Here is a 21,672-nt window from a genome sequence, read left to right on the forward strand (position 1 = left end):
CTCCCGCGCACGGCCGCGCCTCGGTCAGCTCACTTGTAGACCTTCGCGAGGACGTCCACCACGAACACCAGGGTGTCGTCGCCCTTGATCTTGGGCGGGCTGCCCTTCTTGCCGTAGCCCTCGTCCGGCGGCAGGACGAGCAGCACGCGGCTGCCGACCTTCGCGCCGGTGAGCCCCTTGTCGAAGCCGGGGATGGTCTGCCCCAGGCCGATCGGGAACGTCGCGGGCTGCTTGTTGTCCCAGCTGGAGTCGAACTTGTCGCCGGACTTCCAGATCTTGCCGGTGTAGTTGACGACCGCCTCGTCGCCCTTGGCCAGCGCGGGCCCGTTGCCCGCGACGAGGGTCTTCGCCACGAGCTTCTTCGGTGCGTCCTCGCCCGGGATCGTCACCTTGGGCTCCTTGCCGGCGCCCTTGTCCTCGACCTTGGGCAGCGACTTGTCGTCCAGCTTCTGCACGGTGCCCTGCGGCTGCTGGCTCTTCGGGACGACCGCCTGGACGTCCATGACGAACAGGATCGCGTCCTTGGCGGAGATCTGCTGCGGGCTCAGCTGGGTGAGCTCCTTGGACGGCGGGAGCTGCATCACGACCCGGCTGCCGGCGGACTTGCCGACGAGGCTCTTGTCGATGTCCTTGAGCCCGCTCTTGCCGACGACGAGCTTCATGGGGCCGCCGCCGCCCTGCTGCTGGTTCTCCTCGTAGGAGGAGCGGACCTTCTCGCTGGAGCTCTTGACCCGCGAGTTCTCCTCGTCCTTGGCCTTCGACCACTTGTAGGTGGCGAACTGGACGAAGACGGTGTCGCCGTCGGCGGCGACGGGGCCGCCGCCCTTGATCGGCGTGCTCACCTTGAGCGTCCTGGTCGGCTCCAGCTTCTTCGGGATCTCGACCTTGGGCTCCTCGGCGAACTTGCCGGTCACCTCGACCTTCGGCCCGGGGCGGCTGACCCACCAGAACACCCCGCCGGAGATCGCGAGCGCGGCGACCACGATCCCGGCGACCATCATCAGCCGGCGCTTCTTGGCCTCCTTGGCGGTCAGCGCGGACGGCCGGTTCAGCCCGCTGCCGCGGCCGGCGCTGATCCCGTGCGGAGTGAACTCGGGGCTGCGGATGCTCTGGGCGTTCGGGATCTTCGCCTTCGCCTTGACCGCCGGCTTGCCCCGGGGCTTGTCATCCTCGGACATGTTTCCTCACTTGCTCCGGGTTCGACGACACCACGAACGTGACCACCCTTCCAGGGCCGGGCTAAGCACAGCGTGAAATCCGGGAGAAGGAGGCCGACCCGCAATCTACCGGCCACACGCAAGGAGCGGTGTCATCTGGCAGGGGACAGGGGAAGCCGCCAGGATATCCCCGCCGACGGCATGACACACGCTTCCACGCGCCCGGGGATGGCAGGCTGGGGGGATGCGCCTCGCGACGTGGAATGTCAACTCCGTCAAGGCACGCCTTCCGCGCCTTCTCGGCTGGCTGGACGAGACGAAGCCGGACGTGGTCTGCCTCCAGGAGACCAAGTGCCGCGCCGATCTCTTCCCCGCCGCGGAGGTAAAGGAGCTGGGGTACGCCACCGCCGCGCACGGCGACGGGCGGTGGAACGGCGTGGCCGTCCTTTCACGGGTCGGCATCGAGGACGTCTCCCTCGGCTTTCCGGGCGAGCCGTCCTACGCGGGCGAGGCCGGAGCCGAAGACGAGGCCGGCCAGATGGAGCTGAGCGAGCCCGTCCTGCTGGCACCCGAGGCCCGCGCGATCGGCGCCACGTGCGGCGGCGTCCGGGTCTGGTCCCTGTACGCGCCGAACGGCCGCACTCCCGAATCCGCCCATTACGCCTACAAGCTGGCGTGGTTCGAGGGCCTCCGCGACGCGCTCGGGGCCGAGCTGGCCGAGGGGGCGCCGCTGGTCGCCTGCGGCGACTACAACGTCGCCCCCACCGACGAGGACGTCTGGGACCCCGCCGTTTTCGTCGGTTCCACGCACGTCACGCCCGCCGAGCGGCAGGCGCTCGCCGACCTGCGGGCCCTCGGCCTCCGCGATGTCGTCCCGACGCCCATGAAGGGCCCCCATCCCTACACGTACTGGGATTACCGGGCCGGAGCGTTCCACAAGAACATGGGCATGCGGATCGACCTGTTCTACGCGAGCGAGGACGTCGCGGCGCGGGTGGGTTCCGCGTATGTCGACCGGGAGGCCCGCAAGGGCAAGGGCCCCTCCGATCACGCCCCGGTCGTCGTCGACCTCGACTGATCTTCGCGGCGGGCGAGGAAGCGGCGCTTGCCGGCGTCGTCGGACTGGTCGAGGACGGTGAAGCCGTCCGGCAGCAGCGAGGCGGGCTCGCCCGGCTTGAGGCACCATTCGGCGGGCAGGCGCGGGCGGTCGCGCCGGGCCGCCTCGGTGAACGCCTCCCAGGCCAGCAGGCCGCCGGGCAGGACGGCCCCGGCCGCGCGCTCGAACACGGCGCGGTCCCAGAAGCCGGTGCAAAGGACGAGCGCGTACCGGTCCGTGCCAGGCCGCCACTCGCCCAGGTCGGCCTGGACGAGGGTGATCAGCGGCCCGAGCCCGCGCCGCCGCGCTTCGGCGCCGAGGCGCCCGAGGGCGATCTCGGAGATGTCGACGGCGGTCACGGCGCGTCCCGTCCAGGCGGCCAGCAGGGCGCTGCCGGACGGTCCGGACGCGAGGTCGAGCACCCCGCCGTCGGGCATCCCCAGCGACAGCGCGCGTTCCGCGAGCGGGTGGGCACGCGACGGCCCGGAAGCCTCCGCGTACTTCTCGTTCCACCGGAGCCTGTCCGGATGCTCCGCTAACCCCGCCGGCACGTCCTCCATGAGGACGACTCTAACGGCGCTCCGCGATCAGGAGCATGAACATGGCCGTGGGGAAGCCCTTGCGCCACCAGGGGTCGTCCCGCATCTGCTCTTCCGTCGGATGCGGCTCGCGCAGGTCCGCGATGACGAAACCGGCGTCTCGGAGCGTTCCAGCGTAGTACTCCAGCGGCCGGAGCCAGCTTGTGATCATCGAAGGGGATTCCAGGCCGTCCACCATGAACCGCTGGTCGATCCCGCGCGAGGCGAAGTACTGCGAGGCCGGGACGCTGCTCGCCGCGCCCTGCTCGGCGTTCTCCACGTAGAAGCAGGGGTGCAGGGTCAGCAGGACCAGCCGCCCGCCGCTCTTCAGGACGCGCGAGAACTCGCCGATGGCGCGGGTCGGGTCCTGGAGGTGGCTGAACAGGTGGTTGCACAGGACGAGGTCGAACTGGTCGTCCTCCAGCGGCAGGTCCTCGACGCTGGCGCGGGTGAAGGTGGTCTTGCCCACCGGCGACGGGTGCGAGGAGGCCGCGTCGATCAGGCCCTGCGCCGCGTCCACCCCCGTGACGTCGGCGCCCATGGAGGCGAGCTTGCGGGACAGGTAGCCCTCGCCGCATCCCGCGTCCAGGACGCGCCGGCCCGCGCAGTCGCCGACGGCGTCCAGGACGGCGGCGTCGGTCAGCTCGGTCCGGTACCGGTCGCGGCGCTCCCTGATGACCTTGACCCAGTACTCCGCGTTCGCCTCCCAACGCGCGCGCGTCAGATTCGCGATGGCTTGCGCCGTGTCCTCCACCGGCTCCCCATTCTCCAAGGCCTGGTTCAGGCGAGGCCCTTGAGCCGCCGCACCAGCTTTTCGCAGGTCTGTCTGATCCTTCTGTCCCGGCAGTCGGCCCCGCGCAGCTCCAGTGCCTGGATCAGCTCGGGGAGCTTCCCGCCGAACGCCGGGTCGCGCTTCACCGCCAGCGGGATGTACGTCGACGCCAGGTAGTAGACGTAGGCGTCGTTGTAGACGGCGATCTCGCGGAGCACCTCGACGGCCGTGTTGCGCAGCGACAGGGAGCTCGGAAGGGTGAAGTCGCTGCTGATCCGGCCGTCCCTGGTGTAGGTCGGGAACGACCATTCCTCCAGCGCCGCATAGACCGGCGCCGCGTCGAGCTCCTTGCGGTAGCGCTCGGCAAGCTCGAAGTCGTTCGAGCTGATCAGGGAGCCCATCACGACGCCGCGCATCATGAACGCGGCCTGCCGTCCGGGCACCTCGAACCCGAGGTCGGCCTCCAGCTCCCCGGTCACCTTGCTGACCTGGTGTGTGAGGATGTTGAGCGCGAGGATCGAGTGGAACGAGTAGGTCTTGCGGTTCAGCCGGGGGGCCAGGTCGATGGACGAGTCGTACAGCTTCCGCGGGTCGTCCAGAAGGCCCTCGCCGGCCGTGGTGGAGTAGAGCGCCTCCAGCGCGGTGTCCTGCTCGCGCCCCCAGAAGCGGGCGATGAACGACGACGTCTTCTGCGTCGCCTGGCCGCGCATGATGTGCAGCCCGGCCTCCAGCGCGTTCAGCAGGTGCGGCTGCGCGACGGGCGATCTCTCCAGGGCGTCGAGGTTGACGTTGAGGCCCTCGCCGTGCAGGTCGGCGACGAGCCCGTCGCGCCTTTTGCGGAGGGCGTGCGCCATGGAGTACTCGGCGATTCCCGGAACGGACGACATGAGGCTCTGCAGCGACCGGCCGCTGATCCGGTCGAGCCATTCGACGTTGTCCCACAACCGGAAGATCGTGCTTTCGTCGAGTCCGGAGAAGGCCGCAACGTCGGACATGTTCAGCCCCATGTCCTTGGTGATGTCGGAGAGAGACTTCGGCTCGCCGTCCGCTGTCATCACTCGCCCTAGATGTGGCAGTTGCTGGCGCTTCGATCGTAGCGAAGCGCCGCGCGGCCGGGGCGGGCGATCGGCAGATATGTCCGTCCTGTAACCGGTCCAGGCGAGGGCCTCGTCCCGCGCCCGGACAGCGTTTCCCGTGAGAACCGCGGAGGGCATCCGGACCGTCACCCCGGGACGCGCCCGACGCAGCCGACGAGCGGCAGCGGGCGCGGATCGCGCAGCGAGGTGGGCGCCGTGAGCCGGGCCGGATAGGGGGCGAGCATCCGCAGGCTCCCGCAGATGCGGGCGATCTCGTCCTCGCTCCTCGGCCGGAACGGCGTGTCGACGCCCTCACGCGGCCCGGAGACCGCGTCCAGCTCGGGCGACCGCACGGCGTGGCTGATCACCACGTGGCTGCCCGGGGGGAGGCCCGCCGCCAGCGCGGCGACGATGCCGGCCGGGTCGTCCTCGTCGGCGACGAAGTCCAGGACGCCGAGCAGGAACACCGCGACGGGCTCGGAGAGGTCGATCAGACGCCGCAGCCCGGGGTCGGCGAGCAGCGCGGCCGGGGCGCGGACGTCCCCGGCGAAGGCGCCGGTGCCGTCGTCCACGGCGAGCAGGGCCCGCGCGTGCGCGAGGACCATCGCGTCGTTGTCGACGTAGGCGACCCGGCAGGCCGGGTCGGCCCGCCGGACGAGGTCGCCGAGGTTCTCGGCGGCGGGCAGCCCGCAGCCGACGTCGACGAACTGCCGGAGCCCGGCCTCCCCGGCGAGCAGTGCGGCGGCTTGGTCCAGGAAGCCCCTGTTCGCCTGGACGAGCCGCAGCACCACCGGGCAGCTGCGCAGGGCACGCTCGGCGGACGCGCGGTCCGCGGCGTAGTTGTCCTTGCCGCCGAGGAGGTAGTTGCACATCCGGGCGACGCTGGCGGACGACGTGCTGAGCCGGATCCCGCCCCCCGGAGGGGACGGTTCGGTCCAGCCGGCCGGTCGCAGCGCCGCCCCCGGGGTCACGGCAGCCGCCATCCGTCCCGGACGCCGATGCCGAACCAGAACACGGAGGTCCCGTTCCGGCCGCGGCAGGTGCCGTAGTCGGTCGCGAGCGCCTTCATCAGGGTCATCCCGCGCCCGCCCGCGGGCAGCGCCTCGTCCACCGGGCGCGGCTGCCCCGGGGAGGCGGCGCCGCCGTCGGTGACCTCGACCCGGACGTACCGGTCGACGTGCAGGACCGACACGGTGATCGTCCCGTCCCGGCGGGGCCGCGCGTGCAGCACCGAGTTGGTCATGGCCTCACTGGTCAGCAGTTCCAGGTCGCCGAGCTCGGACCGGTCGGCGCCGAAGTGCTGGCCGACGAGCTCGCGGACGTAGGAACGGCCGAGCCGCACGGCGGGCGGCGTGGCGGCGAGGTCGATCTCGCCGATGAGGCGCCCTGACGATTTGCCGTTGTTGTTCCAGGCGGACGGGATCCCGACCTCCAGCGAGGGAGCGGGAGCGGGCACCAGAAGGGGCCCTGACCATGTGTCTGATGCGTTCATGGCGGCGTTGGTTTCACGTCTCCGTGTCGGGCTGTAAGCGAACATGTGCTCTTCGGCCAAGTCGATGTCGGACGTGGAAGTGAAACAACACACACTCTTACGCAGCCCCGAGGGGCAGTCACCAACGCTTGCGCGCGTGCAAGGGCCTTGCCGCACCCTGGGACGCGTCACGCCGCGTCCATGATCCGCCACAGGCGGCTTCTTACCTGCCCAGTCAGGGAGCCCGGGGCGGTCTGAAAACCCGCCCGGCGTCAGCCGCCGGGCCTGCGGCCCCAGACGGAGATCAGCGGCGCCAGGGTGAGGTCGAGGCGGCCCGCGCCTTCAGGCGATCAGTTCTGGCAGCAGGGTGTCGCGGAGGTTCGCGAGGGTCGCGCTCTCCGAAGCGGCGGCCTCCGCCCGCTTGGCCAGCGCACCGGCGAGGCGGCCGAACGCGCGCGCGGGGCCGTCGCCGGGCCAGGGGACCGGGAAGGCCGCGATGTCCTGCCACCTGGCGCGGGGCATGCGCGTGCCGTCGCCGACGGCGCAGGCGTGCGCCACGACCTCGTCGCTGGCCAGGGCGGCGAGGAGCCAGCCCCGGCGGGCGTCGTCCTTCGGGCGGACCACGAGGATGTCGGTCGACGCGACGCCGTCCACGAAGGCGAGCCCCACCTTGTGGAAGACGGGCCTGAGCTTGCCGAACAGGACGTCGCCGGCCTCGAAGCACCGCTTCGCGCTGGTGACGCCGGACGCGTCGGTCCAGGTCGAGAGCCACATGTGCCGTTTCGGCATGTGCTCCAGCGCGATGTAGTTCTCGTCCCGCCCGATCCGGTGCGGCGGCGCGTGGCGGCGCACCAGTTCCCCGAGTTCGCCGATCGGCACGGCGGATTCGGCCGCGGCCGCCGCCACGTCGTAGCGGGCGCGGACCAGCGCGTCCCCGCAGGCCGCGATGCGCCCGTTCACCGCGATCTTGTCGTCGAGGGCGCCGAGGACGGACGCCGCCGCGTCCTGCTCCGCCCGGCTCGGCCGCCGGACGGTGAGGCCGTTCAGGATCGCGTGGGTGAGCAGCGGCTGCCCCGAGCCGATGCGGTACCGGTTCAGGCCGAGCCGCTTGAGCAGGTAGTAGACGTAGCGGGGGTTCACCCCGTCCTTCGCCGTGGCGATGATGGCGTTGTCGGTGACCCAGCACCGCTCAGGGCTGTAGTGGACGGCCCCGCAGTAGGTCCCGACGCGCCCGACGACGGTGGAGCCGGGCCCGGCGTTGAACCGGCCGGACGTCCCGATGACGCCGTTGGCGCCGAACGTCCGGTAGCGGGTGCCCGCGGCGGGGTGCGACCGGCCGTTGGAGAACGTGACGAGCTCCCCCAGCGCCACGTCAGCCATCGGCCCGCCGGTCGCGGAGGCGCCCCAGCTCGTCCCGGACGACCAGGTCGAGGCGCGCCGACTCCTCGAAGTGCGTGAAGAGCTCCTTGGTGAGCCGCTCCACCCGGTCGGCCGCGGGCTCGTCGCCGCGGTCCGCCTCGGCGGCGCCGACGTAGCGCCCCGGCGTGAGGACGTGGTCGTGCGCCCTGATCTCGTCCAGCCCCGCCGCGTGGCAGAAGCCGGGGACGTCCGCGTGGTCGTGGCCGCGCCAGGCCCGGTACGCGCCGGCGATCCGGGCGATGTCGGCGTCGGTGAGGATCCGCTCCGTGCGGTCGACCAGCGTCCCCATGTCCCGGGCGTCGACGAACAGCACCTCGCCAGGCGCGCCTTTGCTCTTGTCGAGGAACCAGAGGCAGGCGGGGATCTGGGTGCTGCGGAACAGCCGGTCCGGCAGCGCGACGACGCACGAGACGAGATCGGCCTCCACCAGCGCCGCGCGGATCTCGCCCTCGCCCGAGTGCCGGGACGACATCGAGCCGTTCGCCATCACGACGCCCGCACGGCCCCGCGGCCCGAGCTTGGCCACGATGTGCTGGATCCAGGCGAAGTTGGCGTTCCCCGCCGGCGGGACGCCGTACCGCCAGCGCGCGTCGCTGGGGTCGCGGTACCAGTCCGACATGTTGAACGGCGGGTTGGCGAGGACGTGGTCGGCGGCAAGGCCCGGGTGGGCGTCCTCGTAGAACGTGTCGGCGCACCGGACGTCGCCCGCGATCTCGTGGATCGCCAGGTTCATCCTGGCCAGCCGCCACGTCCGCTCGTTCGCCTCCTGCCCGTGGACCGCGATGTCGCCCAGCCGGCCCCGGTGGCTCAGGACGAACCGCTCCGCCTGCACGAACATGCCGCCGGAACCGCAGCACGGGTCGTACACCCGTCCCCGGAACGGCTCCAGGACCTCCACCAGCAGCCTGACCACACCCGCCGGCGTGTAGAACTCGCCGCCGCGCTTGCCCTCGGCCCGCGCGAACCGCTCGAGGAAGTACTCGTAGACCTCGCCGAGCACGTCCCGGGCGGGCCGCCCCCCGAACCGCACCTGGCCGATGAGGTCGACCAGCTCGCCGAGGCGCCGCTGGTCGACCCGGGCGAAGATCTGCGGGAGCACGCCGTCCAGCGACGGGTTGGCCCGCATGACGGCGCTCATCGCCGCGTCGATCCGCTCCCCGAGCCTCTCGGACGCGGGGGAGAGGTCCGCCCAGCGCGCCCCGGCCGGTACCCGGAAGGCCCCGTCGCCGGACGAGTCGGACACGTACTTGAGGAGGACGAGCCCGAGGACGAAGTCCTTGTACTGCGCCGCGTCGACGGATCCGCGCAGCTTGCCGGCGGCCTTCCACAGGACGTCGTCCATCCGCGTGACTTTAGCGCCAGGTCCGGCGCGCCGTCGGGACGCCGTTGGTGGACGGGGCGCCGGCGCGGTGCGAGGCTGCGGAACGTGATGGTCGTGGGCGCCCTGGCGTTGGCGGCGCTGGCCGGATGGCTGTACCTGGCGTTCGCGCACGGCGGCTTCTGGCGGACGGGACCGGGCCTGCCCGAGGCGCCGGAGCCGGACCCGTGGCCCGAGGTCGTGGCCGTGGTCCCGGCGCGCGACGAGGCCGCCGTCCTCCCGGAGACCCTGCCGACGCTGCTCGCCCAGCGTTACCCGGGCGCGTTCCGCGTGGTCCTGGTCGACGACGGGAGCGGCGACGGCACCGCCGAGACGGCCGCCTCTCTGGCGGGCGGCGACCCGGCCCTGACGATCGTGCCCGCGAGGGAGCGCCCGCAGGGATGGGCGGGCAAGGTCTGGGCGATGGCGGAGGGCGTCCGGGCGGCGGGCGAACCCGACTTCCTCCTCTTCACGGACGCCGACATCGCCCACGCCCCCGGCACCGTGGAGAGGCTCGTCCGCGCCGCCGAGGCAGGACGCCGTGACCTGCTCTCGCAGATGGCCACGCTCAGCACCCGCACGGGCTGGGAACGGGTGGTCGTCCCCGCCTTCGTGTACTTCTTCGCCCAGCTCTACCCGTTCCGCCGCGTCGGCCGCGACGGGGCGCGCACGGCCGCCGCCGCGGGCGGCTGCATGCTCGTGCGCCGCGCCGTCCTGGAGCGGGCGGGCGGCCTCGCCCGGATCCACGACGCGCTGATCGACGACGTGGCGCTGGGACGGCTGGTCAAGCGCGCGGGCGGGCGCTGCCGCCTCGACCTCGGCCGCGACGTCGCCAGCCGCCGCCCCTACCCCCGCCTCGCCGACCTCTGGGCGATGATCGCCCGCAGCGCCTACCACCAGCTGCGCTACTCGCCCGTCCTGCTCGCCGGGACCGTCGCCGGCCTGCTGCTCCTCTACGCCGTCCCGCCCGCCGCGACGGTCGCGGGACTGGCCGCCGGACCGTCCGGCCCCGGCGGGCTCGCCCTCGCGGCGGGAGCCATTGCCTGGGCCCTCATGGCGGCCACCTACGTGCCGATGCTGCGCTTCTACGGCCTGTCGCCCGCGCGCGCTCCGGCTCTGCCGCTCGTGGCACTGCTGTACGCGGCGATGACGCTCGACTCCGCGCGCCGGCACCGCGCCGGGCAGGGCGGCGCCTGGAAGGGCCGCACTTTGTCAGCCACGCACAAAACCGGCGCCGAGGATGCTCCCCCGGCGACATTGGAGTAAGTGTCTAATTACGTTACGGTCAGGTGGCCGTCACGCCGACGGCAGGGGCGAAGTCTCGCCGCCATGTCGAAGGGGTACCCGCCATGTCCATCACCGTCCGCCGGGTCGTGCGCGCCGCCGTGGCGTCGTGCGTCGGCCTCGTCATGACGGCGGCCGCCCTGCAGGGCACCGCCGCCGCGGCGCCGCAGGCTCCCACGCCTCCGGCCGAGGACCCGTTCTACCAGCCGCCTTCCCCGCTCCCGGCGGGCGCGCCCGGTGACGTCATCCGGTCGCGTCCCGCGGTGTTCACCGTCGACCCGATCAGCCACTCGCCGTACGGGGACGTCAAGTCCTGGCAGGTGCTGTACAGGTCGCAGACGGGGGAGGGGCAGGCGAACGCCGTCTCGGGCATGGTCCTCGTCCCCACCAAGGAGTGGACGGGCGAGGGCGAGCGGCCGCTCGTCGCGTACGGCGTCGGGACGCGCGGGCTCGGCGACGCCTGCGCCCCGTCCTACACCCTCACCCAGGGCATGGACTACGAGGAGCTGTTCATCGCCGACGCGCTCAGCCGCGGGTGGGCCGTCGCCGTCACCGACATGGAGGGCCTCGGCACCCCCGGCCAGCACACCTACGAGGTCGGCACCTCCCAGGGGCGGGCCCTGCTGGACGTCGCCCGCGCCGCGCGGCGCCTCCCGGACGCGGGCCTCGGCGTCTCGCCGGTCGGCATCTGGGGCTACTCGCAGGGCGGCACCACCGCGGGCTGGGCGGCGGAGCTGGCGAAGACCTACGCCCCCGACCTGACGATCAAGGGCGTGTTCGCGGGCGGCGTCCCGGCGGACCTGCAGGCCGTCGCCAAGGGCCTGGACGGCTCCCCGTTCATCGCGCTCATGTTCATGGCCGCCGTCGGCTACGACGCCGCCTACCCCGAGCTCGACCTGGAGAAGTACCTCAACGACGAGGGCCGCGCGCTGCTGGCCAAGGCCAAGGACATCTGCCTGGTCAGCTTCGACGGGCCCCTCACGGTCGTCCAGACCGCGTTCAAGCACATCAGCGACTTCACGACCAGCGACCCGCTGGCCACGCCCGAGTGGCGGCGGCGCCTGGACGCCAACAGGCTCGGCTCCACCGCCCCGAGCGCCCCGGTGCTCCAGACGCAGGCCGTCTACGACGAGATCATCCCGGCCGGGCAGGCCGACACCCTCCACAAGGCGTGGTGCGCGAAGGGTGCCAACGTCACCTGGAAGACCTACACCTTCGCCGAGCACGCCACCGGCATGCTCTGGAGCGAGCCCGACGCGATGACGTTCCTCGCCGACCGGTTCGCCGGCAAGCCGGTCACCGGCAACTGCGCCGCCTGACCGCGCACCGGAGGGCCTTCCCGTAAGGCGATCCCGTAGGGCCATCCCGCTCCGCAGGGGGCAGGATGGCCCTATGGATTTGGTGGAGTTCCTCCGCGCCCGGCTGGACCGGGACGAGCAGATCGCCCGCGCCTGCTCCGGTTCCCCCTGGAAGGCGTCCCCCTCCGGGACGGTCAGCACCGACACGGACGATCCCGCCTACGTCGCGACGGCGGAGAACGACGCGTACGCCGAGCACATCGCCCGCCACGCCCCGTCCCGCGCGCTCGCCGAGGCGGCCGCCAAGCGCCAGATCGTCGACGAGTACGAGAAGCAGGCCTGGATCCTCGGCCAGGGCCACCGCACCCCCGAGCTGGACGCGGCCCAGTCCGTCCGGGAGAACGTCCTGCGCCTCCTCGCGCTGGCCTATGCCCACCACCCCGCCTACCAGGAGGAATGGCGGCCCTGAGTGTCGGTGGTCAGGCGGCCGTGATCAGCGCCGGATGTCCCGGGTCGTCCATCTTCAGGGCGACGTCGGCGGCGCGCACGGGCTGGACCTCGGTGTCGTAGCGCGCGTAGGCGGGCAGCGTCCACGCCTCGTCGCCGGGGGTGCGGCGGGCCAGCGCGCCGGGCGACAGCGTCAGGTGGACGGTCAGCTCGAACGGCAGCCCCCGGCCGAGCAGCAGCGAACCGTCCAGGAGGAGGACTCCGCCGGGCCGGACGCGCACATAGTCCGCCCTCGTCGCCCGGTCGAGCGCCGCGTCCCACAGGCTCGGCAGGACCCTTCCCGTGCCGGACGGCTCCAGGGGCCCCAGCACCTCCCGGACGAGCCCGCCCACGTCGAGCCACTCGTCGTAGAAGACGTCCGGATCGTCCCGTCCGTGCTCGTAGCGCAGCGACGCCGGGCGCAGGAAGTCGCGCGCCGACACCCGCACGACGTCGCGCCCCAGAGCGCGCAGCGGCGAGACGAGCGCGTCGGCCAGGTCCGAGGGCGCGGCGGGCGGCGCACCGTCGACCGCCACCCGCGACCAGGAACCGGCCTTCGAAGCGGCGATCCGGTCGGCCAGCTCCTCGACCACCAGAGACGGCGAGATCGGTCGTGCGCGCATCACCTCATCCTGCCCGCAACCCGGGCCGCGCCTGACACACCGGCCCCTCGGAATGTAACCTCGGTACCGGGCCGAGAGGCGCTGCAACGGGCGAGAGCCCGCCACGCTCGGCCCGAGACACACCTGATTCCGCAAGGGCGCCTCCCAGATTCCATGGGAGGTGCTCGAAAAGACATGACTCGAACTCCATTGCGCGAACTCCTTGAGCAGCGGATCGCGGTGCTGGACGGCGCCTGGGGCACGATGCTCCAGGGTGCGGGACTGACCCCCGGCGACTACCGCGGCGACCGCATCGGCGACGACCACCCGAAGGACGTCACCGGCGACCCCGACCTGCTGAACCTGACCCGGCCCGACGTGATCCAGGACGTCCACCGGCAGTACCTGCGGGCGGGCGCCGACATCACGACCACCAACACCTTCACCGCGACCAGCATCGGGCAGGCCGACTACGGCCTCGAAGGCCTGGTCCGGGAGATGAACGTGCAGGGCGCACGGCTGGCCCGGCAGGCCGCCGACGAGTTCGGCGGGCGGTACGTCGCCGGCTCGATCGGCCCGCTGAACGTCACGCTCTCGCTGTCCCCGCGGGTCGAGGACCCGGCCTACCGCGCCGTCACGTTCGACCAGGTCAAGGCCGCCTACGCCGAGCAGATCGCCGGGCTCGCCGAGGGCGGGGTCGACCTGCTGCTGATCGAGACGATCTTCGACACGCTGAACGCGAAGGCCGCGATCGCCGCCGCCCGCGAGGTCGCCCCGCACCTGCCGCTGTGGATCTCGGTGACCATCGTCGACCTGTCGGGCCGGACGCTGTCCGGGCAGACGGTCGAGGCGTTCTGGCGCTCGATCGAGCACGCCGAGCCGCTGGTCGTGGGCGTGAACTGCTCCCTCGGCGCCGACGAGATGCGCCCGCACGTGGAGGAGCTGGCGCGCCTCGCCGGCACCTACACCGCCAGCCACCCGAACGCGGGCCTGCCGAACGCCTTCGGCGGCTACGACGAGACGCCGGAGGAGACGGCCGCCAAGGTCGGCGAGTTCGCCGCGTCCGGCATGGTCAACGTCGTCGGCGGCTGCTGCGGGACGGGCCCCGACCACATCGCCAAGATCGCCGAGGCGGTGCGGGGGATGGGGCCGCGCGAGGTCGCCAGGCCCGGCGCGGCGAGCCGGTTCAGCGGCCTGGAGCCGTTCGCGATCGGCGCCGACACCGGCTTCGTCATGATCGGTGAGCGCACCAACGTCACCGGCTCCAAGAAGTTCCGCAAGCTCATCGAGGCGGGCGACCACCAGGCCGCCGTGGACGTGGCGCTCGAGCAGGTGCGCGGCGGCGCGAACCTGCTCGACGTCAACATGGACGCCGACCTGCTCGACAGCGAGCGGGAGATGACGACGTTCCTCAACCTCATCGCCACCGAGCCCGAGGTCGCCCGCATCCCGATCATGGTCGACAGCTCGCGCTGGAGCGTGCTGGAGGCGGGGCTGAAGACCGTCCAGGGCAAGGGCGTCGTCAACTCCATCAGCCTCAAGGAGGGCGAGGGCCCGTTCCTGGAGCAGGCCCGCCGCATCCGCGACTTCGGCGCCGGCGTCGTGGTCATGGCCTTCGACGAGCGGGGCCAGGCCGACACCACCGAGCGCAAGGTGGAGATCTGCGGCCGCGCCTACGACCTGCTCACGCAGGAGGTCGGGTTCCCGGCCGAGGACATCATCTTCGACCCGAACGTCCTCGCCGTCGCGACCGGCATCGAGGAGCACAACGGCTACGCCAAGGCGTTCATCGACGCGCTGCCCCTCATCAAGGAGCGCTGCCCGGGCGCCCGCACCAGCGGCGGCATCTCCAACCTGTCGTTCTCCTTCCGGGGCAACGACGTCGTCCGCGAGGCGATGCACTCGGCGTTCCTGTTCCACGCCGTCCGGGCGGGCCTCGACATGGGCATCGTCAACGCCGGGCAGCTCGCCGTCTACGAGGACATCCCCGCCGACCTGCTCGAAATGGTGGAGGACGTGCTGTTCGACCGGCGCCCCGACGCCACCGACCGGCTCGTGTCGTTCGCCGAGAACGTCAAGGGCGAGAGCACCAAGCGCGAGGTCGACCTGTCCTGGCGGAACGCGCCGGTCGCCGATCGCCTCTCCCACGCCCTAGTGCACGGCATCATCGACTACATCGAGGACGACACCGAGGAGGCCCGGCAGCAGGCCGAACGCCCCCTCGACGTCATCGAGGGCCCGCTGATGGACGGCATGAAGGTCGTCGGCGACCTGTTCGGGTCCGGCAAGATGTTCCTCCCCCAGGTGGTCAAGAGCGCCCGTGTGATGAAGCGGTCGGTCGCCTACCTGGAGCCCTTCATGGAGAAGGAGAAGCAGGAGGCGCTCGCCGCCGGCCGCGTGCACAGCGACCGCGGCCAGGGCAAGATCGTCCTCGCGACGGTCAAGGGCGACGTGCACGACATCGGCAAGAACATCGTCGGCGTCGTCCTCGGCTGCAACAACTACGACGTCATCGACCTCGGCGTCATGGTCCCCGCGGCCAAGATCCTGGAGACCGCGATCCAGGAGAACGCCGACGCGATCGGGCTGTCCGGGCTCATCACCCCGTCGCTGGACGAGATGGTCTCGGTCGCCGCGGAGATGCAGCGCCGCGACATGAAGCTGCCGCTGCTGATCGGCGGCGCGACCACGTCCCGGCAGCACACCGCAGTGAAGATCGCCCCCGCCTACGACGCGACGACCGTCCACGTCCTGGACGCCTCCCGCGTCGTCGGCGTCGTCTCCGACCTGCTCGACGACGGGCGCGCCGCGACGCTCGACACCGCCAACCGCGAGGAGCAGGCCCGGCTCCGCGAGCAGCACGAGAACAAGCAGCGCCGCCCGCTGCTCACCGTCGAGCAGGCCCGCGAGAACCGCGAGCGGGTCGACTTCGGCGACCTGCCGACCCCCGACTTCACCGGGGTGCGGATCGTCCGGCCGGAGATCGCCGCGATCCGCGAGATGATCGACTGGCAGTTCTTCTTCCTGGCCTGGGAGCTGAAGGGCAAGTACCCGGCGATTCTCGACCAGCCCGTCGCGCGCGAGCTGTTCGACGAGGGCAACGAGCTGCTCGACCAGATCATCGCCGACGGCGCGTTCGAGGCGCACGGCGCCTACGGCTTCTGGCCCGCGCACTCCGAGGGCGACGACATCATCCTGCCCGGCGTGGCGCGCTTCCCGATGCTGCGCCAGCAGACGTCGAAGCCGGAGGGCCGCCCCAACCGCTGCCTGGCCGACTACGTCGCCCCGTCCGGCGACCACCTCGGCGGCTTCGCGGTGACGATCCTCGGCGCCGAGGACCTCGCCGCGAAGTTCGAGCAGGAGAACGACGACTACAAGTCGATCATGGTGAAGGCGCTCGCGGACCGGCTCGCCGAGGCGTTCGCCGAGTACGTCCACCTGGAGGCCCGCCGCGCCTGGTTCGAGCCGGACGCGGACCCCGCCCTGGAGGACCTGCACGCCGAGCGGTTCCGCGGCATCCGCCCCGCCCTCGGGTACCCGGCGAGCCCCGACCACAGCCTCAAGCAGACCCTGTTCGACCTGCTGGACGCGAGCCGCCTGGGGATGAAGCTCACCGAGTCCTACGCGATGGCCCCGGCCGCCAGCGTCAGCGGGCTCATCTTCGCCCACCCGGCGTCGCGCTACTTCACCGTCGGGCGCGTCGGCAAGGACCAGATCGAGGACTACGCCGGCCGCTGCGGCCTTCCGGTCGCGGAGGTCGAGCGCTGGCTGGCCCCCAACCTGGCCTACGACCCCTCCTGATGGTTTTTTACCACTCCGCTTGTATAAAATGGCGGAATGGGTGAACGTGAACTGGTGGACGGCGCGCCGGGCGCTCCGCTCGGCGCCAGCCGGTCCGCCGTCCTGGAGGTCCTGCGCGCGTTCGGCCCTCTCGGTGTCCGGGAGGCCGCCGAACGCACCGGGCTGCACTCGAACACCGTCCGCCTCCACCTGGACGGCCTGGTCGGCGCCGGCCTCGCCGAGCGCGCCGCCGAGCGGCCCGCGGAGGGCGGGCGGCCGGGCCGTCCCCGCGCGCTCTACCGGGCGGTGCGCGGCGACGACGGCGAGGGCGTGCGCAGCTACCGGCTGCTCGCGCAGATCCTCACCAGCCTCGTCGCCGGGACCATGGACGACCCGTCCGGCGCGGCGGCCGAGGCCGGGCGCGCCTGGGGGCGCTACCTCGCCGAGCCGCCCGAGCCGTTCCAGAAGGTCGGGCCGGACGAGGCGCTCGACCGGCTGACCGACTTCCTGAACGGCATCGGCTTCGACTCGCAGGCCGGGGACGACCTCGTGCTCCGGCTCGTCCACTGCCCCTTCCTTGAGATCGCCGAAAGCGACCGGAAGGTCGTCTGCCCGCTGCACCTCGGCCTCATCCAGGGCGCGCTCGCCGAGATGCGGGCGCCGCTGGCCGCCGACCGGCTCGAACCGTTCGTCGAGCCGCACCTGTGCCTGGCCCACCTCAGCCGCACCGAGACCGACTCCGAAGCCCCCGACGCCTGACGGCCGGAACGCCTGAACAGCCGGAACGCCTGGCGGCCACCGCGCCGCGGCCGCCAGGCGGGTTCCGCCGGGTCAGGGGCGGCCGATGCGGACGCGCCACACCTCGGGCCCGGCCTCCTCGTACTCCCAGGTGAACTCGCCGGGGTGCTCGGCGGCGAACTGGTAGTACAGCGGCTTCGGGTCGTGGTCGTTGACGAGGACGAACGCCGTCCCCGCCGCGAGCGCGCCGAACGCCTCGAAGATCTGCGCGTGCCGCTGGGCGGGGACGAGGGTCCGCACGTCCAGCTCCCCGCCGGTCACCTCGGCGGTCGCGCCGGGCGTGCCGGGGTCGTCGTGGCCGCCGCAGGTGCAGCCCGCGCCCTTCGCGGGGCCGCCGAGGACCTCCCGCATGCCGGCGAGCAGCCCGGCGAGGTCGACGCCCGCGTCCACGAGCGCGGGCAGGATCAGGTCGTTCTCCTTCGCCAGGTGCGACTGGAACAGCGCGTTGAGCGCCGCCGCCGCGCCGACCGCCTCGCCGGGCGTCCGCGCCGCCCGCAGTTCGGCTACCCGCTCACGCAGGACGGCGTGCTCGGCCAGCATCGCGCGCAGCAGCAGCCGCGCCTCGGGGAGGTCCTCCGCGGCCCGGTAGAGGGTCTTCTCCTCGGCGTCGGCGTGCGGGAGGACCTCCTCCTCGCAGAACGCGGCGAGCGCGTCGCGCCGGTCATGGGGGGCGGCCAGCTGGTCGGCCGCGCGGGTGATCGTGAGGGCGTGGTCGGCCATGGTCCGGCCGAGCCGCTCGTGGTGGTCGCGGATCGCCTGGACGGTGTCCTGCTGCGGGTGGGCGGTCGATGTGGTCATGAGCACTCCTCCTGCATCTGTTTTTCACAACACTATATGTATTTATACTTCTGTCATGGAGAAACAGGCGGGCGGGGTGGCCGGGACGCGGGCGGGAGCCGCCGTGCGAGCCGGGGCGGGGCGCGGACTCGCGGTGCGCCGCCTCCCGATGCTCGCCGGGGCGCTGCTCTCCCTCGTCGCCGCCCTCTGGGGCGCCCTCGTTCTACTGGGGCTTGACGTCCCGCTCCCGCGAGCCGGGTTCGCCGCCGGGCACGGCCCGCTGATGGCGCTCGGCTTCCTCGGCACGCTGATCTCCCTGGAACGCGCCGTCGCCCTCGCAAGCCCCTGGGCCTACGCCGCCCCCGCGCTCGCCGGAGCCGGCGCCCTCGCCACCGCCGCCGGGCTCGACCGGCCCGGGCGGCTCCTGCTCACCGCCGCGGGCGGCTGGCTCGTCGCCGTCTACATCGCGGTCCTGACCGGCCGCCGCACCGGGCCCGACCTGCTCGTCCAGACGGCGGGCGCCGTCGCCTGGTACGCGGGCGGCCTGCTGTGGGTCGGCGGCCGGACGGTCATCGAGATCGTCCCGTGGCTCGCCGCGTTCCTGGTCCTCACGATCGCGGGGGAGCGGCTCGAACTCGCCCGGATCGCGTTCGCCGGCCGCCGCGCCACCGCCGGACCGGTCCTCGCGGCGGCCCTCGTCCTGGCGGGCGCCGCCGCCTCCGTCCCCTGGCCGGACGCGGGATGGCGCCTCACCGGCCTCGGCATGGCCGCGCTCGCCGGCCTGCTCGCCGTCCGCGACGTCGCCCGCCGGACCATCCGCATGCCGGGCCTGCCGCGCTACGCCGCCGCCTGCCTCCTCGCCGGATATGTCTGGCTCGCCGTGGCCGGTTCGATCTGGCTCGCCGCCGGACGGCCGGACGGCGGCGGGCCGTACGACGCCGCCCTGCACGCCGTGTTCCTCGGCTTCGTGATGTCGATGGTCTTCGGGCACGCCCCGGTGATCCTGCCCGCCGTGCTCCGGGTGCGCCTGCCGTTCCACCCCGTCCTCTACGCGCCCCTCGCCCTGCTCCACGCGTCCCTCCTCCTGCGGCTCGCGGGCGACCTCTCGGGCGTCCCGGGCCTGCGGACGGCGGGAGGCGTCCTCGGCGAGGTGGCGCTCCTGCTCTTCGGCGGCTGCGCCGTGGCCGCGGCCCGCCTGCTGCGAAGGGAAGCGCCATGACGTCCATCGGTGTGCGGCCGAAGCCGGCGCCGTCCCGTCCGGCCCGCGCCGCCGGACACGCCGTCGCGAACGGCGCCGTCCTCGCGTGGCTCGCGCTGACCGTCGTGGCGGCCCTGCTCCACGGCGAGCTGCCCGCACCGCACTGGCTGCTGATCCACGTGTTCCTGCTCGGCGCCGTCACCAACGCCATCGTCACGTGGACGGAGCATTTCGCCGCCGCGCTCCTGCGCGTTCCGCCGCCTGCGCGCTGGTGGCCGTTCACGCGGCTGGCGGTCCTGAACGCGGGAATCGTCGCCGTCCTCTGCGGGGTGTCCGGAGGAGTCCCGGCGGTCGCCGTCGGCGGCGCGGCGGTCGTGGTGGGCGTCGTCGCCGCGCACGTCGCGGTGCTTGCGCTGCGCGGGCGGCGCGCCCTGACCGGGAGGTTCGCGCACGTCGTCACCTGGTACGTGTGGGCCGGCGCCGCGCTGGTCGCCGGGGGCACGCTGGGCGGGCTGATGGCGTCCGGGCACGCCGCGTCCGCGCGGGACGCCCACGCTCACGTGAACCTGCTCGGCTGGGTCGGCCTGTCGGTCCTCGGCACGCTGTTCACGCTGTGGCCGACCGTCCTGCGCACGCGGATCCAGGACGGCACCGAACGGATCGCCCGCTGGTCGCTGCGCGCCGCCGTCCCCGGCCTGGCCGCCGCCGTGACCGGACTCCTCGTCGAACTGCGGTGGCTCGCCGCTGCCGGTCTCGTCCTCTACGCGCTCGCCGCCGCGCTCTCCCTCGTCCCCTTCGTGCAGACCCTGCGGCGGCGGCATCCGCACAACGCCGCGTCCTGGATGCTCGCCGCCGGGACGGCCTGGTTCGTCGTGACCCTGGTCGCGGACGCGGCCCGGCAGAGCCTGGACGGGCTGCTGCCCCTCGTCCTGGTGGGCTTCGTCGGCCAGACGCTCCTGGGCGCCCTCACGTTCCTGCTCCCCGTGGTGCTGGGCGGCGGCCCCGCCGCCCTCAAGGCCAATGCCGCCCTGATCGAGCGCGCCTGGCCGGTCCGCGTGGCGGTGGTCAACGCGGCCGTGCCGCTGCTCGTTCTCCCGGTCCCCGCCTGGACGGTCCGTGCCGCTTGGGCCGCCGTCGTCGCCGCGCTGGCCGCCTTCGTCGTGCCGGCCGCCGCGTCCGTCCTGCGCTCGCACCGCCCGTCCCCGGCGGTCGCGGGCATCAGCGCGGGCGTCCTGCTCACCGCGCTCGCCGTCGGCGTCACCGCGCACGGCGGCCCTGCCGGGCACAGCACCGACACACGGGCGGTCACCGCGTCCGGCGCCCGCGTCGTGGACGTGACGCTCGCCGACATGCGCATCCGCCCCGGGACGATCGACGCCGCCCCCGGCACCCGGCTCGTCCTGCGCGTCACGAACAAGGACGCCCAGCCCCACGACCTGCGCCTTGCGTCCGGGCAGGCCACGCCCATGCTCGCGGCGGGCCGGACCGCGACCCTGACCCTGCCCCCGCTGAAGAGCGCCGTCGACGGCTGGTGCACCGTCGCCGGCCACCGCGCCGCCGGCATGACGATGCGGATCAACGTGACGGACGGCGCTCACGCGACGGGCGACCATCACGGGACGAGCGGTTCCCACGCGATGTCATCCGGACCGCTCGACCTGTCGGCCCCCATGTCGCCGAACTGGCGCCCCTATAACGCCGCCCTCGCCCCCGCCCCGGGAGGCAAGGAGCACCGTCTCGAACTGCACGCCACCGAACAGGAACTGGAGGTCGCCCCAGGCGTGCGCCAGCGCATGTGGACGTTCGGCGGCACCGTCCCAGGCCCGGTCCTACGCGGCAAGGTCGGCGACGTCTTCACCATCACTCTCGTCAACGACGCCGCCATGGGACACGGCATCGACTTCCACGCAGGATCGCTCGCGCCGGACGTCCCCATGCGCACCATCCAGCCCGGCGAACGCCTCACTTACCGCTTCCGCGCCGAGCACGCCGGCGCCTGGCTCTACCACTGCTCGACGATGCCGATGCTCCAGCACATAGGGAACGGCATGTACGGCGCCGTCATCATCGACCCGCCGGGCCTGCCTCGTGTGGACCGCGAATACGCCCTCGTCCAGGGCGAGCTGTACCGCGGCGCCCCCGGCTCCCCCGAACAGGTCGCCAAGATGCAGGACGGCCGCCCTGACGCCTGGATGTTCAACGGCACCGCCGCCGGCTACGACCACGCCCCGTTGACGGCCCGAACCGGCGACCGCGTCCGCGTCTGGGTGGTGGACGCGGGCCCCTCGTCCAGCACCGCCTTCCACATCGTCGGAGCCCAGTTCGACACCGTCTACAAGGAGGGCGCCTATCTCCTGCGCAAGGGGGACGCGGGCGGCGCGCAGATACTCGACCTGGCGCCCGGCCAAGGCGGCTTCGTGGAGACCGTCGTCCCCGAGGCCGGCCACTACCCCTTCGTGGACCACGACATGCGCCACGGGGAATCCGGAGCCCACGGGATCGTGAATGTCACCGGGTAGTGCC

The 21,672-nt window shown here is 72.8% G+C and carries 18 protein-coding genes and 1 riboswitch; of the genes, 8 read left to right on the forward strand and 10 right to left on the reverse strand.

All coding sequences use genetic code 11. The features are described from left to right. Positions 1–29: 29 nt before the first annotated feature. Positions 30–1,178 carry an FKBP-type peptidyl-prolyl cis-trans isomerase gene (locus tag K4S16_RS31265; protein WP_149262652.1) on the reverse strand — a complete coding sequence of 383 codons (1,149 nt, stop codon included), beginning with the start codon at positions 1,176–1,178 and terminating at the stop codon, positions 30–32. 223 nt (positions 1,179–1,401) lie between these two features. On the opposite strand from K4S16_RS31265, the gene K4S16_RS31270 reads away from it, so the two are divergent. Continuing rightward, a complete protein-coding gene (locus K4S16_RS31270; RefSeq protein WP_149262653.1) occupies positions 1,402–2,235 on the forward strand; it encodes an exodeoxyribonuclease III in 834 nt (277 codons plus the stop codon). Here the strand turns inward: K4S16_RS31270 and K4S16_RS31275 are convergent. The 7 genes from K4S16_RS31275 to K4S16_RS31300 form a co-directional block, all read right to left on the reverse strand. Next, positions 2,205–2,813 (reverse strand): class I SAM-dependent methyltransferase, encoded by a 609-nt coding sequence (locus K4S16_RS31275; protein ID WP_149262654.1) that lies wholly within the window; start codon positions 2,811–2,813, stop codon positions 2,205–2,207. The two genes, K4S16_RS31270 and K4S16_RS31275, sit on opposite strands and share 31 nt — an antisense overlap. Before the next feature lie 10 nt (positions 2,814–2,823). Further along, positions 2,824–3,585, reverse strand: a complete 762-nt coding sequence (locus K4S16_RS44570) for a class I SAM-dependent methyltransferase (protein WP_160161089.1) — start codon at positions 3,583–3,585, stop codon at positions 2,824–2,826. A 26-nt stretch (positions 3,586–3,611) separates the two neighbouring features. After that, the gene (locus K4S16_RS44575; protein WP_160161090.1) at positions 3,612–4,658 is read right to left on the reverse strand and encodes a hypothetical protein; all 1,047 of its coding nucleotides are present in this window, start codon (positions 4,656–4,658) and stop codon (positions 3,612–3,614) included. A 167-nt stretch (positions 4,659–4,825) separates the two neighbouring features. Further along, on the reverse strand, positions 4,826–5,662 hold the full coding sequence (locus tag K4S16_RS31285; RefSeq protein WP_149262655.1) for an SAM-dependent methyltransferase: 837 nt from the start codon (positions 5,660–5,662) through the stop codon (positions 4,826–4,828). After that, positions 5,647–6,171 (reverse strand): ATP-binding protein, encoded by a 525-nt coding sequence (locus K4S16_RS31290; protein WP_160161092.1) that lies wholly within the window; start codon positions 6,169–6,171, stop codon positions 5,647–5,649. The genes K4S16_RS31285 and K4S16_RS31290 overlap by 16 nt, the downstream gene beginning before the upstream one ends. A gap of 321 nt (positions 6,172–6,492) precedes the next feature. After that, a complete protein-coding gene (locus K4S16_RS31295; RefSeq protein WP_149262657.1) occupies positions 6,493–7,530 on the reverse strand; it encodes a restriction endonuclease subunit S in 1,038 nt (345 codons plus the stop codon). After that, positions 7,523–8,911 carry a type I restriction-modification system subunit M gene (locus K4S16_RS31300; RefSeq protein ID WP_149262658.1) on the reverse strand — a complete coding sequence of 463 codons (1,389 nt, stop codon included), beginning with the start codon at positions 8,909–8,911 and terminating at the stop codon, positions 7,523–7,525. The genes K4S16_RS31295 and K4S16_RS31300 overlap by 8 nt, the downstream gene beginning before the upstream one ends. An 87-nt stretch (positions 8,912–8,998) precedes the next feature. Between K4S16_RS31300 and K4S16_RS31305 the strand changes: the two genes are divergently transcribed. The 3 genes from K4S16_RS31305 to K4S16_RS31315 all read left to right on the forward strand — a co-directional run bounded on the left by K4S16_RS31305 (position 8,999) and on the right by K4S16_RS31315 (position 11,977). Continuing rightward, positions 8,999–10,192, forward strand: coding sequence for a glycosyltransferase (locus K4S16_RS31305; RefSeq protein WP_149262696.1), 1,194 nt, complete (start codon positions 8,999–9,001; stop codon positions 10,190–10,192). 83 nt (positions 10,193–10,275) lie between these two features. Next, positions 10,276–11,529, forward strand: a complete 1,254-nt coding sequence (locus K4S16_RS31310; RefSeq protein WP_149262659.1) for a lipase family protein — start codon at positions 10,276–10,278, stop codon at positions 11,527–11,529. A gap of 73 nt (positions 11,530–11,602) precedes the next feature. After that, positions 11,603–11,977, forward strand: coding sequence for a DUF6221 family protein (locus K4S16_RS31315; protein ID WP_149262660.1), 375 nt, complete (start codon positions 11,603–11,605; stop codon positions 11,975–11,977). Between the two features lie 10 nt (positions 11,978–11,987). Here K4S16_RS31315 and K4S16_RS31320 read toward each other — a convergent pair whose 3' ends face one another. Continuing rightward, the gene (locus K4S16_RS31320) at positions 11,988–12,617 is read right to left on the reverse strand and encodes a uridine kinase (RefSeq protein ID WP_149262661.1); all 630 of its coding nucleotides are present in this window, start codon (positions 12,615–12,617) and stop codon (positions 11,988–11,990) included. Positions 12,618–12,684: 67 nt separating this feature from the next. Further along, positions 12,685–12,767, forward strand: a riboswitch (S-adenosyl-L-homocysteine riboswitch). Between the two features lie 24 nt (positions 12,768–12,791). Here K4S16_RS31320 and metH point away from each other — a divergent pair. Both metH and K4S16_RS31330 read left to right on the forward strand, forming a co-directional pair. Then, positions 12,792–16,397 (forward strand): methionine synthase, encoded by a 3,606-nt coding sequence (gene metH, locus K4S16_RS31325; RefSeq protein WP_149262662.1) that lies wholly within the window; start codon positions 12,792–12,794, stop codon positions 16,395–16,397. Positions 16,398–16,433: 36 nt separating this feature from the next. Then, complete coding sequence (locus K4S16_RS31330) at positions 16,434–17,135, forward strand: metalloregulator ArsR/SmtB family transcription factor (RefSeq protein ID WP_149262663.1); 702 nt, start codon at positions 16,434–16,436, stop codon at positions 17,133–17,135. A gap of 72 nt (positions 17,136–17,207) precedes the next feature. Here the strand turns inward: K4S16_RS31330 and K4S16_RS31335 are convergent, their stop codons facing one another. Next, positions 17,208–17,972 (reverse strand): DUF2249 domain-containing protein, encoded by a 765-nt coding sequence (locus K4S16_RS31335; RefSeq protein WP_149262664.1) that lies wholly within the window; start codon positions 17,970–17,972, stop codon positions 17,208–17,210. A gap of 55 nt (positions 17,973–18,027) precedes the next feature. Between K4S16_RS31335 and K4S16_RS31340 the strand changes: the two genes are divergently transcribed. Both K4S16_RS31340 and K4S16_RS31345 read left to right on the forward strand, forming a co-directional pair. Further along, positions 18,028–19,170 (forward strand): hypothetical protein, encoded by a 1,143-nt coding sequence (locus K4S16_RS31340; protein WP_200842223.1) that lies wholly within the window; start codon positions 18,028–18,030, stop codon positions 19,168–19,170. Further along, positions 19,167–21,668: a multicopper oxidase domain-containing protein gene (locus K4S16_RS31345; RefSeq protein ID WP_149262665.1), complete on the forward strand. Its 2,502-nt coding sequence runs from the start codon at positions 19,167–19,169 to the stop codon at positions 21,666–21,668. The genes K4S16_RS31340 and K4S16_RS31345 overlap by 4 nt, the downstream gene beginning before the upstream one ends. Positions 21,669–21,672 lie beyond the last annotated feature (4 nt).

The organism is Actinomadura sp. K4S16 (assembly GCF_008327685.1).
In the GTDB taxonomy this organism is placed as follows: Bacteria; Actinomycetota; Actinomycetes; order Streptosporangiales; family Streptosporangiaceae; genus Spirillospora.